This is a genomic window from Staphylococcus sp. acrmy, from assembly GCF_022690565.1.
Classification (GTDB): Bacteria; Bacillota; Bacilli; order Staphylococcales; family Staphylococcaceae; genus Staphylococcus; species Staphylococcus caledonicus.
The window spans coordinates 148,237-160,837 of record NZ_JALCVE010000003.1 but is presented as its reverse complement, the minus strand read 5'-3'; the positions used below and the strand labels follow the sequence as shown (position 1 = coordinate 160,837).

Sequence of the window (12,601 nt, the reverse complement as noted above, 5' to 3'; positions counted from 1 at the left end):
AAGGAGCGATTTAATGTTTGGAATAGGTATTATCATAATTGCTGTCATTATTGTCATAGCATTATTAATTTTATTCTCATTTGTACCAGTAGGACTTTGGATATCTGCAATAGCTGCTGGCGTTAAAGTAGGTATTGGTACTTTAGTAGGTATGAGATTACGTCGTGTTTCCCCACGTAAAGTGATTGGTCCATTAATCAAAGCACATAAAGCTGGTTTGAACTTAACAACTAATCAACTAGAGTCTCACTATTTAGCAGGTGGTAATGTAGACAGAGTAGTCGATGCTAACATTGCTGCTCAACGTGCAGACATCAATTTACCATTCGAACGTGCTGCTGCGATTGACTTAGCAGGCCGTGATGTATTAGAAGCTGTTCAAATGTCAGTAAATCCTAAAGTTATTGAAACGCCATTTATAACTGGTGTGGCTATGAACGGTATCGAAGTTAAAGCCAAAGCAAGAATTACTGTACGTGCGAACATTTCACGCTTAGTCGGTGGCTCGGGTGAAGAAACAATTATCGCTCGTGTTGGTGAAGGTATTGTTTCAACTATCGGTTCAAGTGAACACCATACTCAAGTACTTGAAAATCCAGATAACATCTCTAAAACAGTGTTAAGTAAAGGATTAGACTCAGGCACAGCATTTGAAATCCTATCTATTGATATCGCCGATGTAGATATCGGTAAAAATATCGGTGCTGACTTACAAACTGAACAAGCACTTGCTGATAAAAATATTGCACAAGCTAAAGCAGAAGAACGTCGTGCAATGGCTGTAGCTTCAGAACAAGAAATGAAAGCTCGTGTTCAAGAAATGCGCGCTAAAGTAGTAGAAGCAGAATCTGAAGTTCCACTTGCAATGGCTGAAGCTTTACGTAAAGGTAATATTGGCGTTAAAGATTATTATAACTTGAAAAATATTGAAGCCGATACAGGAATGAGAAACGCCATTAATCAACGTTCAGAACAAAATGACGATGAATCACCAGAGTAAACGATAAGGGGGTGATTAAATGAATATAGGTATTATCATATTTATAATATCTATCATTATTTCAGGTGTTAGTGCTTTACGTGATAAAAGTCATGAGCAACGTCAGAACCAACGTCCACCTCAACGTAAAGCTACTTCACCTAATCAAAAGCCCAAGCAACAAAAAGGGTTTTTCGAACAAATTGAAGAAGCTTTTAGCGAATTAGAGAAGGGATTTTCAGATGATGAAACAACTTCTCAAAAAAGAAAAGAAGTTCCTAAAAACAAAAAATCCGTTTATCAAGACCAACAACTTGAAAGGGAAATTTTAGAGGAACAATCTTCTGAAGAATTAGAACGTTCACAAAGAACTGTTCAACGTCATACCGACCGTCAGACTAGACAAACAAACTCAACTCGCGGTAGTGACCAAGAACGTCAAAAATTACAAAAAGAATTGGAATCAGAGTTAGTCGATAATCTATATAACGTTCGAGCTGAAATTGATAGAGAAAAAGAGAAGCAACTTACTCATATTGAAAACAGAGCCCGTTCAATTATTAATGACAAAAACTTATCCGAACGTACTAAACGATTCAAATTAAAGCAATTGCTTAATAGCAAGAATATAGAGCAAAATATGACCCATGAAAAGCTACAATTCGATAGCGATCCAGTTATTAATGGCGTCATATGGCAAGAAATATTGAATAAACCAAAGCAATTATAGTTATATTGGCGAAGCCTAGAACTTTCCTAGTGAAAGATTTCTAGGCTTTTTTGATTTAATATGCAAATTAAGCTTTTATTTAAATAACTATACGATGATATTTACAACTAACAAGCCCTATAAATCAATAAAATTTGTATACTTAAGCATTGTTTAGTAAAATTTATATGGAAGACGTTATTACTATAATTTAATATATACTTGTTTTAGTGAGAATCATTTGCTAAATTTGATTACTCATTTTCAAATTATTACATATGTGAATTAATAACCAATTTACATTGAAATATATAACTTTGTATTAGTGAAAAGGAGCGCTTATATGCCTGGAATAATTCAAATAGAAGACATCAATCATTCTCAAGCTTTAATTGGAAATAATGATGAACACTTAAAAGCTATTGAGGAATCATTTGATGTTGAGATACATGCTCGTGGACAAGAAATCGCTGTTAAAGGACAAGTATTAGAGCATGTTGAAAAAGCAGAATTAGTTCTAAAAAATTTATTGAAGGTAATTGAATTAGGAAATACAGTTACTTTAAAAGATGTTGAAGCCGCAATAAAAATGGCTCAAAATGATACAATTCAATATCTATTAGATTTATATGACGAAGAAATTACTAAGGATGCATTTGGTAAAACTATACGTGCCAAAACAATGGGTCAACGTTTATATGTGAATGCTATGAAAAGAAATGATTTAGTATTCGGTATTGGGCCAGCTGGAACAGGTAAAACATTTTTAGCTGTGGTTTATGCTGCTAAACAATTAAGAAAAGGAAATGTTAAACGTATCGTTTTAACACGTCCAGCAGTAGAAGCCGGAGAATCACTAGGGTTCTTACCAGGGGATTTAAAAGAGAAAGTAGATCCTTACTTAAGACCTTTATATGATGGTTTGAATACTGTTCTAGGCAGAGAACAAACTGCGCGTTTCATTGAACGTGGTACCATTGAAATTGCACCTTTAGCATATATGCGTGGTCGTACGCTCGATGATGCATTCGTTATACTAGACGAAGCTCAGAATACAACACATGCTCAAATGAAAATGTTTTTAACAAGATTAGGCTTTGGTTCGAAAATGGTAGTTACAGGAGATCAAACTCAAATTGATTTACCTAAAGGGGTTAAGAGTGGCTTAAAAGAAGCCGTTAAAAAACTACGAGATGTGAAAGGTATAACTATTATGCAATTAGACCAAAGTGACGTTGTAAGACATCCATTAGTTAGTAAAATCATTGACCGTTATGAAGGAGATATCTAAATGTTTACAATTGATTTTAATGATCACACTGAATTAGTAAAGGAAGATTGGTATCAACAAATTGATAAACTCCTTACTTTCGCCAAAGAACAAGAGGGCATCAAAGAGGATGCTGAACTTTCTGTTACATTTGTAGATAAAGAAGAAATCCAACAAATTAATAGAATGTATAGAGACAAAGATAAAGTTACAGATGTTATTTCATTTGCTTTAGAAGAAGATGAACCTGAGATTACTGGATTAGATATGCCAAGAGTGCTTGGCGATATTATTATCTGTACGGATGTAGCTCAAGAACAAGCAGAATCGTATGGGCATTCCTTCGAACGTGAACTTGGTTTCTTATCTCTACACGGTTTCTTACATTTATTAGGCTATGATCACATGAATGAAGAAGATGAAAAAAGAATGTTTGGCCGTCAAGACACTATATTAAATGCATATGGACTGACAAGAGATTAAACTTTTTAAAAGGTTTCAACATACCTTCGATGGTTTTAAAACACTTCTTCTAAAAGATCATAATTATATACTGCATATTATTATTGCAATACTCACTATTGTTTTAGGATTCGTTTTCAATTTAAATAGTATTGAATGGATGTTTATATTATTAGCAATATTTTTAGTGTTAACATTAGAAGCTGTGAATACTGCTATTGAATGTGTCGTAGATTTAGTAACTATGGAGTATCATGAACTGGCTAAGCAAGCTAAAGATATCGCAGCATTTAGTGTGTTATTAGTTTCAATATTAGCATCAATTATTGGACTAATTGTTTTTATACCACATATTTTTTAGGGGAAAAGGGGATATAATAGATGAGTTATCAATCACATTATTTTTTAGAAGCGAAAGAAGCCCAAAAGCGTGCCTATGCACCATATAGTAAATTCAATGTGGGTGCATATTTAATAACTAAAGATGGACGTACATTTTATGGAGCTAATGTTGAAAATGCAGCATATCCTTCTTGTATTTGTGCGGAAAGATCAAGTTTAGTCGCTGCGATTTCAGAAGGTTATCGCCCAGGAGAGTTTGAATCAATTACAATTACTGTTGATGCTGATAAACCATCTTCTCCCTGTGGTACGTGCAGACAAGTGTTAAAAGAATTATGTGATGATGACATGCCGGTTTATATGACAAATCATACAGGCGAATTATTAGAGTCAACAGTGGCTGAGTTATTGCCATACGGCTTTTCAGGAAAGGATTTAGAATAAATGACAGAACATAAGTCAGGATTTGTTTCAATTATAGGAAGACCAAATGTTGGAAAATCAACATTTATGAATAGAGTGATTGGTCATAAAATAGCAATTATGTCTGATAAATCTCAAACAACACGTAATAAAATTCAAGGTGTTATGACTAGAGAAGATGCCCAAATCATCTTTTTAGATACGCCAGGTATTCATAAACCTAAACACAAGTTAGGCGACTATATGATGCGTGTAGCTAAAAATACATTATCTGAAATTGACGCTATTATGTTTATGGTAAATGTAAATGAAGAAATTGGACGTGGCGATGAATATATTATTGAAATGTTAAAAAATGTGAAAACGCCAGTATTTTTAGTCTTAAATAAAATTGATTTAGTGCATCCAGATGCCTTAATGCCAAGAATTGAACAATATAAAGAATATATGGATTTCACTGAAATAGTACCTATTTCAGCGTTAGAAGGTCTTAATGTAGATCACTTTATTGATGTGCTTAAAACATATTTACCAGAAGGCCCTAAATATTATCCAGATGATCAGATATCTGACCATCCTGAACAATTCGTGGTTAGTGAAATTATTCGTGAGAAAATATTGCATTTAACAAGCGAAGAAATCCCTCACGCAATAGGGGTTAACGTAGATAGAATGGTGAAAGAAAGCGAAGACCGTGTGAGAGTAGAAGCTACTATATTTGTAGAACGTGATTCGCAAAAAGGTATCGTTATTGGTAAAGGCGGTAAGAAATTAAAAGAAGTAGGTAAAAGAGCTCGACGTGATATTGAAATGCTCTTAGGTTCAAAAGTGTACTTAGAACTATGGGTTAAGGTTCAAAAAGATTGGCGCAATAAAGTTAACTTTATTCGTCAAATGGGTTATATTGAAGACCAAGATTAATATTGATTATGTGAAAGAAAGCCGGTGGGATGAATGCTCGATAAGCAAAAAGGAATTATTATTAAATCAGTCGATTATGGTGAATCTGATAAAATTATTACTGTCTTAAATGAGCATGGTGCTAAAATTCCATTAATGGTGAGACGTGCTAAAAAATCTAAAACCGGCTTACAAGCCCATACGCAATTATTTGTGTATGGCTTATTTATTTATAATAAATGGAAAGGCATGGGTACATTAAATTCTATTGATGTCATTAATCAATATTATGACTTACGTTTAGATATTTTTAATAGTAGTTACGCAACTTTATGTGCAGAAGTGATTGATCGTTCAATGGAACAAGATGAAGTTTCGCCATATCATTATCAATTATTACATTTTTCTTTGGAGAATATATCTAGAGGGGATTCTGCTCAATTAATGTCAATAATTGTACTACTTAAATGTATGAGCCGTTTTGGTTTTACGGCTTTCTTTGATCACTGTGCAATTTCAGGAGATGAAGATCAATCTAAACTAGTTGCCTATAGCTTTAGATATGACGGCACAATATCTCAGGATCAATTAATGAAAGACCCGTATGCCTTTCGAATATCTAATAAAACATTCTATTTATTAGATATCCTTCAAAAATTACCTATAACTAAAATGAATCAGTTCAATATTAGTCAGGATATTTTAGATGAAATGTCAGAGCTAATCATTTTACTTTATAAAGAATATGCTGGAATGTATTTCAAGAGTCAAAAGTTAATCAATCAACTTAAAAGACTAGGAAATGAATAATTTTATCTAATATAAACATAAAGCTCTCTTCAATGTGAAAACAATTGAAGAGAGCTTTATTTAACTTTTTAAAGTTATAGAGTTAATGATAATAATGATGACCTAGAAACTAACTTTTTCAGCTAAGAATGTTTCAAGTTCAGCAATTGGCATGCGGACTTGTTCCATTGAGTCACGGTCACGTACTGTTACTTGATTATCTTCTAATGAGTCAAAATCAAATGTGATACAGTATGGTGTACCAATTTCATCTTGACGACGGTAACGTTTACCAATTGATTGAGACTCATCAAAGTCAATTGCAAATTTAGAACTTAATTGTTCAAAGATTTTAATTGCTTCTTCAGATAATTTTTTACTTAAAGGTAATACAGCAGCTTTATATGGTGCTAATGCAGGGTGGAAGTGCATTACTGTACGTGCGTCTTTACTTCCTTCAACGCCTTCTTCATCATAAGCATCACATAAGAATGCTAACGTTACACGGTCTGCACCAAGTGATGGTTCGATACAATAAGGTACATATTTTTCATTTGTTTCAGGATCATGATATTTGAAATCTTCACCAGAATGCTCACTATGCTTTTTCAAGTCGAAGTCAGTACGACTAGCTATACCCCAAAGTTCGCCCCAACCAAATGGGAAACGATACTCGATATCAGTAGTTGCATTTGAGTAATGAGATAATTCTTCTTCATCATGATCACGTAAACGCATATTATCTTCATTAATATTTAAGTCTTTTAACCATTGACTAGCAAAAGTCTTCCAGTAATTTTGCCATTCGATTTCTTCACCAGGTTTACAGAAGAATTCTAATTCCATTTGTTCAAATTCTCTAGTTCTGAAAATGAAGTTACCTGGAGTAATTTCGTTACGGAAAGATTTACCAATTTGACCTATACCGAATGGTAATTTCTTACGCATAGAACGTTGTACATTTTTATAGTTTACAAAAATACCTTGTGCAGTTTCGGGACGTAAGAAGATTTCATTTGTAGAATCTTCAGTTACACCTTGGAATGTTTTGAACATAAGATTGAACTGACGGATATCTGTCCAATTTGCTGTACCACTTACAGGACATACAATACCTTCATCATCAATAATACGTTTCATTTCATCAAAACTTAAACCATCTGCGATAAAGTTTTCATCGCCTTTTTCATTTTGCATATAATCTTCAATTAATTTATCAGCACGATAACGAATTTTACTATCTTTGTTATCAATCATAGGATCATTGAAGTTACCTAAGTGGCCTGATGCTTCCCAAGTTTTAGGATTCATTAAAATTGCTGCATCAATACCAACGTTATATGGTGATTGAGTAATAAATTTTTGCCACCAAGCTTTTTTAACATTATTTTTTAATTCTACACCTAGAGGACCGTAATCCCATGTATTTGATAAACCGCCATAGATATCACTACCAGGGAATACAAAACCTCTGTGTTTCGCTAATGATACAATTGTATCCATATCTTTAACCATATAATCTCTCCTTTTTAATAGAAAAACGCCCCAAGACAATAAATAAATGTAAAAACACTTATTATCATCTTGGGACGAGTTGATTTATTAAGCTATATATCTAAAATATATAGTTTATACCTAATTTAACCCGCGGTTCCACCCAAATTAGTGTAGCCACTCACTTTTATAAAATTATTTAATATGCCAAAATAAGTTGTTAAGCTTACACCATCCTTAACTCGCTTAACAATAGTTTAATTCATTCATTATTTATTAGCAAGGATTTATACGTATTTGTAGGGAGATAGATAAATAGGTATAATAGATATGAATTTAAAAGGGGTGAAGACCTATAGAACTTAGTAAAAGACAACAACAAATTATTGAAATTGTTAAAACAGGCGGCCCAATAACTGGTGAACACATAGCCGAAAAATTAGAGCTCACACGTGCAACACTTAGACCTGATTTAGCTATCCTTACTATGTCTGGTTTTTTAGAAGCTAGACCTCGAGTAGGTTATTTCTACTCAGGTAAATCAAAAAACAAATTGATGAGTGATCAGTTACGTCAATATGTAGTTAAAGACTATATGTCTCCTCCTGTAGTAGTTAAAGAAGACATGACGGTTTATGACGCGATATGCACAATCTTTTTAGAAGATGCTGGTACATTATTTATAATAAATGATGATAATGATTTTATCGGGGTATGTTCTAGAAAAGATTTATTACGTGCTTCTATGATTGGGGAAGATATTCACACTATGCCTATTAGTGTAAATATGTCACGTATGCCTAACTTAACTTATTTAACAGAAGATGAATTAGTGATTTATGCAGCTGATCAAATGATAGAAAAAGAGATAGATTCAATCCCTTTAATTAGAAAGAAAGAAAATGACAAATTTCAAGTTATAGGCAGAATTTCAAAGACTACTATTACAAAAGTATTTGTCTCATTATTTAAAGAATAGGTGGTACATCGATGGAAAATATAAAGATAATCATTGCTTCTGATTCAATTGGTGAAACTGCTGAATTAGTAGCGAGAGCTTGTGTTTCACAGTTTAATCCTAAAGAATGTAAACATGAGTTTTTAAGATACCCATATATTGAATCATTTGAAAATATTGATGAGGTCATTCAAGTTGCGCATGACAAACAAGCAATCATTGTTTACACCCTTGTTAAATCTGATATTAAAAATTATATGCAACAAAAAATTAAAGAATACAATCTACAATCAATTGATATTATGGGACCTTTAATGAATATATTAAATGAAGCTTACGATGAAAACCCATATAACCAGCCTGGTAGAGTGCATCGTTTAGATGATGCGTATTTCAGAAAAATTGATGCAATTGAATTTGCTGTAAAATATGATGACGGTAAAGACCCTAAAGGATTGCCAAAAGCTGATATTGTATTAATTGGGGTTTCAAGAACTTCCAAAACGCCATTATCTCAATACTTAGCACATAAAAGTTATAAGGTAATGAATGTACCAATAGTACCTGAAGTTACTCCTCCTGAGAATTTATTTGAAATTGATCCTTCTAAATGTATAGCTCTAAGAATAAGTGAAGAGAAACTGAATCGTATACGTAAACAACGTTTAAAACAATTGGGTTTAGGTGATTCTGCTAGATATGCTAATGAGGCTCGTATAAAAGAAGAAATTAGCTATTTTGAAGAGATAGTTGAACGAATTGGTTGTCCTGTTATAGATGTTTCAGACAAAGCTATTGAAGAAACCGCTAATGACGTGATACATCTTATAGAGCAACAAGCAAAATAATTTCAATTATTACTTTAGGAAGGTATAATATTATAATTAATATTTAATAGGTGATTTATTTTGCGTATCGAACAGTCAGTAATAAATGAAATTAAAGATAAGACGGATATTTTAGATTTAGTAAGTGAATACGTCAAATTAGAAAAAAGAGGACGCAATTACATAGGTTTGTGTCCTTTTCATGATGAGAAAACGCCTTCTTTCACAGTTTCTGAAGATAAACAAATTTGTCATTGCTTTGGATGTAAAAAAGGTGGAAATGTCTTTCAATTTATACAAGACATTAAAGACATTTCATTTGTGGAAGCTGTGAAGGAATTAGGTGAACGTGTCAATATTTCTGTTGACGTTGGTAATTCAGCTGAGCAATCAACTCAAATTGCTTCTGATGATTTAAATATGATTAAAATGCATGAATTGATTCAAGAGTATTATCAATATGCCTTGATGAAATCAGTTGAAGGCGAAGAAGCTTTAAATTACTTAACACAACGTGGTTTCTCAGAATCTTTAATCAAATCACGTGGCATAGGTTATGCGCCTAATAACTCTCATTTCTGTCATGATTTTTTACAAAATAAAGGTTATGATATTGAGCTAGCTTATGAAGCAGGTTTACTGTCGCGAAATGAAGAGAACTTTAGCTATTATGACCGTTTTAGAGACCGCATCATGTTTCCACTTAGAAATGCGCAAGGAAGAATAGTAGGGTATTCTGGTAGAACCTATAATAACCAAGAACCTAAATATTTGAATAGTCCTGAAACGCCTATTTTTCAAAAAAGAAGACTATTATACAATCTCGATAATGCTAGAAAGGCTATCCGAAAGAACGATGAGGCTGTTTTATTAGAAGGCTTTATGGATGTCATCAAAGCAGATGATTCTGGCTTGAAATCAGTAGTAGCTAGTATGGGTACTGCGTTGTCAGATGAACATATTACAGTCTTAAAGAAACTAGCTACAAATGTTACGTTAATGTTTGATGGTGATTTTGCTGGTCAAGAAGCTACGATGAAAACAGGTCAACATATGCTGCAACAGGGATTAAATGTCTTTGTAGTACAATTACCTAAAGATATGGATCCTGACGAGTATATTGCTAAATATGGTAAAGATAAATTTTTAGAATTTGTTAATAATGAGAAGAAATCCTTCATTATATATAAAGTAAATCGTCATAAAGATGAAATTAATAATAATGATTTAGCTTATGAAAAATACTTAAAAGAAATCACACATGATTTTGCGTTGATGAAATCTTCAATATTACAAAATAAAGTTATTAGAGATGTAGCAGACATTTTCAATATTGATCCTAGAACGCTCAATGGTGATGTTGCACAACAAAACATCCCTAACGAATCATACTTTCCTGATAGCTATATAGATGAAGGTAACTATTACGATAGTGCTCAAAATACAGTAAGCTTATTTACTAACCTATCTAAACATGAAAAGGCTGAAAGAGCATTGCTTAAACATTTTATGAACGACAAAGATTTATTTTTAAATTATCAAAAACAATTAGAGAATGATGATTTTACAAATAATTTCTTCAAGCGTATATTTAATGTTTTGCAAGAATTTTATGCTGAAAATGACCAATATATGATTAGTGATATTATCCTTTACACGGATAATGATGATCTTAGAGAAGCGCTTATTACGCTTGATAATTATGATATGAACGAAGAACCTTATGACAGTGAAATTGAAGACTATATAGACATTATAAATGAATCAAAATTTGATGACTCAATTGAGGAATTAAATCATAAGCTCCGTGAAGCCACGAGAATTGGAGATATTGAATTACAGAAATATTACCTACAACAAATTGTTAATAAAAACAAACAACGAATGTAGGCTCATTTGTATAGCTTACTTTTAAGCTATAAAGTATTAAAGAACTTTTATTATAGTATTCCTATTTAATAACCATTATTGTATAATGGTTATTATGCGCTTTTAATGGGTAAATATGGAATATACTGTATATTAATCAAATACAAATCAACTTAACGAAATTAAGTTTATTACAGAATATATAATAATATTTTTTAACATGTTAGAATTATTATAGAAATTCTCTATACTTTTCTTATTATATTGTAATATTATATAATTAATTTCTTGATTGAAAGCATATATTAAAATTGGGAGGCCTTTTCATGTCTGATAACCAAGTTAAAATTAAAAAACAAACAATTGATCCGACATTAACATTAGAAGATGTTAAAAAACAATTAATTGAAAAAGGTAAAAAGGAAGGTCATCTTAGCCACGAAGAAATAGCTGAAAAGCTACAAAACTTCGATATAGATTCTGATCAAATGGACGATTTCTTTGATCAATTAAATGACAATGATATTAGTTTAGTGAATGAGAAGGATAGCTCAGATACTGATGCAAAATTAAACCCTAATGACTTAAGTGCCCCTCCAGGTGTAAAAATCAACGACCCAGTTAGAATGTATCTAAAAGAAATTGGTCGTGTAAATCTTCTTAGTGCACAAGAAGAGATCGAATTAGCTAAACGTATTGAGCAAGGGGACGAGATCGCTAAATCACGTCTTGCTGAGGCAAACCTTCGTTTAGTTGTAAGTATTGCTAAAAGATACGTAGGCCGTGGCATGTTATTCTTAGATTTAATCCAAGAAGGTAACATGGGGCTTATTAAAGCAGTAGAAAAATTCGACTTCAATAAAGGATTTAAATTTTCTACTTATGCTACTTGGTGGATTAGACAAGCAATCACAAGAGCAATTGCTGACCAAGCACGTACTATCCGTATCCCAGTTCACATGGTAGAAACAATTAATAAATTGATTCGTGTTCAAAGACAATTATTACAAGACTTAGGCCGTGATCCTGCACCGGAAGAAATTGGTGAAGAAATGGATTTACCACCTGAAAAAGTTCGCGAAATCCTTAAAATTGCCCAAGAGCCTGTATCACTTGAAACACCAATTGGCGAAGAAGATGACAGCCATTTAGGCGATTTCATCGAAGACCAAGAAGCTCAAAGTCCTTCTGACCATGCTGCTTACGAATTACTAAAAGAACAGTTAGAAGATGTACTTGATACGCTTACTGATCGTGAAGAAAATGTATTACGTTTAAGATTTGGTTTAGATGACGGTAGAACTAGAACGCTAGAAGAAGTGGGTAAAGTATTTGGTGTTACAAGAGAACGTATTCGTCAAATAGAAGCGAAAGCCCTTAGAAAACTTAGACATCCAAGTCGTAGTAAACGACTTAAAGATTTCATGGATTAATCCTAGTAGACGGTTAGGTTTGAAAGAGTTTAGCACAAAAGCATTATAGACTTAAGAAGATTCGAGTGATTAGGTGGAATTCTATATTAATTATCCTAATCGCAATAACAGTTATCGTAAATCTTGTTAGAAGACTTTAAATGCTT

Annotated in this window: 13 protein-coding genes; 12 read left to right on the top strand and 1 reads right to left on the bottom strand. The window is 32.6% G+C overall.

Annotated features, from left to right (window positions below):
* The first annotated feature begins 13 nt into the window (after window positions 1–13).
* From floA to recO, 8 genes are all read left to right on the top strand, one after another.
* Window positions 14–1,000, top strand: coding sequence for a flotillin-like protein FloA (gene floA / locus FH144_RS04295; RefSeq protein ID WP_242313905.1), 987 nt, complete (start codon window positions 14–16; stop codon window positions 998–1,000).
* Between the two features lie 19 nt (window positions 1,001–1,019).
* The gene (locus FH144_RS04290) at window positions 1,020–1,709 is read left to right on the top strand and encodes a hypothetical protein (protein WP_242313903.1); all 690 of its coding nucleotides are present in this window, start codon (window positions 1,020–1,022) and stop codon (window positions 1,707–1,709) included.
* Between the two features lie 322 nt (window positions 1,710–2,031).
* A complete protein-coding gene (locus tag FH144_RS04285) occupies window positions 2,032–2,979 on the top strand; it encodes a PhoH family protein (protein ID WP_107508552.1) in 948 nt (315 codons plus the stop codon).
* A complete protein-coding gene (gene ybeY / locus FH144_RS04280) occupies window positions 2,980–3,441 on the top strand; it encodes an rRNA maturation RNase YbeY (protein WP_242313902.1) in 462 nt (153 codons plus the stop codon). It abuts the gene before it with no gap.
* Window positions 3,437–3,781: a diacylglycerol kinase family protein gene (locus FH144_RS04275; RefSeq protein WP_242314129.1), complete on the top strand. Its 345-nt coding sequence runs from the start codon at window positions 3,437–3,439 to the stop codon at window positions 3,779–3,781. The genes ybeY and FH144_RS04275 overlap by 5 nt, the downstream gene beginning before the upstream one ends.
* A gap of 20 nt (window positions 3,782–3,801) precedes the next feature.
* Complete coding sequence (cdd, locus tag FH144_RS04270) at window positions 3,802–4,206, top strand: cytidine deaminase (RefSeq protein ID WP_242313900.1); 405 nt, start codon at window positions 3,802–3,804, stop codon at window positions 4,204–4,206.
* Window positions 4,207–5,106: a GTPase Era gene (era, locus tag FH144_RS04265; RefSeq protein WP_242313898.1), complete on the top strand. Its 900-nt coding sequence runs from the start codon at window positions 4,207–4,209 to the stop codon at window positions 5,104–5,106.
* Between the two features lie 33 nt (window positions 5,107–5,139).
* A complete protein-coding gene (recO, locus tag FH144_RS04260; protein WP_242313896.1) occupies window positions 5,140–5,895 on the top strand; it encodes a DNA repair protein RecO in 756 nt (251 codons plus the stop codon).
* A gap of 102 nt (window positions 5,896–5,997) precedes the next feature.
* On the opposite strand, the gene FH144_RS04255 is transcribed toward recO, so the two are convergent.
* Window positions 5,998–7,389 carry a glycine--tRNA ligase gene (locus FH144_RS04255; RefSeq protein ID WP_107508143.1) on the bottom strand — a complete coding sequence of 464 codons (1,392 nt, stop codon included), beginning with the start codon at window positions 7,387–7,389 and terminating at the stop codon, window positions 5,998–6,000.
* A gap of 334 nt (window positions 7,390–7,723) precedes the next feature.
* On the opposite strand from FH144_RS04255, the gene ccpN reads away from it, so the two are divergent.
* From ccpN to rpoD, 4 genes are all read left to right on the top strand, one after another.
* Entirely contained in the window at window positions 7,724–8,347 is a 624-nt protein-coding gene (gene ccpN, locus FH144_RS04250) for a transcriptional regulator CcpN (protein ID WP_242314127.1), read from the top strand.
* A gap of 11 nt (window positions 8,348–8,358) precedes the next feature.
* Complete coding sequence (locus FH144_RS04245) at window positions 8,359–9,174, top strand: pyruvate, water dikinase regulatory protein (protein WP_242313894.1); 816 nt, start codon at window positions 8,359–8,361, stop codon at window positions 9,172–9,174.
* Window positions 9,175–9,234: 60 nt separating this feature from the next.
* Window positions 9,235–11,043, top strand: coding sequence for a DNA primase (dnaG, locus tag FH144_RS04240; RefSeq protein WP_242313892.1), 1,809 nt, complete (start codon window positions 9,235–9,237; stop codon window positions 11,041–11,043).
* A gap of 305 nt (window positions 11,044–11,348) precedes the next feature.
* Window positions 11,349–12,455, top strand: a complete 1,107-nt coding sequence (gene rpoD / locus FH144_RS04235) for an RNA polymerase sigma factor RpoD (protein WP_107508139.1) — start codon at window positions 11,349–11,351, stop codon at window positions 12,453–12,455.
* Window positions 12,456–12,601: the final 146 nt, after the last annotated feature.

Coding starts and splice junctions, on each gene's coding strand:
- FH144_RS04285 (WP_107508552.1), top strand. CDS start 2,032: ATGCCTGGAATAATTCAAATAGAAGACATCAATCATTCTCAAGCTTTA.
- recO (WP_242313896.1), top strand. CDS start 5,140: ATGCTCGATAAGCAAAAAGGAATTATTATTAAATCAGTCGATTATGGT.
- era (WP_242313898.1), top strand. CDS start 4,207: ATGACAGAACATAAGTCAGGATTTGTTTCAATTATAGGAAGACCAAAT.
- FH144_RS04245 (WP_242313894.1), top strand. CDS start 8,359: ATGGAAAATATAAAGATAATCATTGCTTCTGATTCAATTGGTGAAACT.
- ybeY (WP_242313902.1), top strand. CDS start 2,980: ATGTTTACAATTGATTTTAATGATCACACTGAATTAGTAAAGGAAGAT.
- rpoD (WP_107508139.1), top strand. CDS start 11,349: ATGTCTGATAACCAAGTTAAAATTAAAAAACAAACAATTGATCCGACA.
- cdd (WP_242313900.1), top strand. CDS start 3,802: ATGAGTTATCAATCACATTATTTTTTAGAAGCGAAAGAAGCCCAAAAG.
- FH144_RS04290 (WP_242313903.1), top strand. CDS start 1,020: ATGAATATAGGTATTATCATATTTATAATATCTATCATTATTTCAGGT.
- floA (WP_242313905.1), top strand. CDS start 14: ATGTTTGGAATAGGTATTATCATAATTGCTGTCATTATTGTCATAGCA.
- FH144_RS04255 (WP_107508143.1), bottom strand. CDS start 7,389: ATGGTTAAAGATATGGATACAATTGTATCATTAGCGAAACACAGAGGT.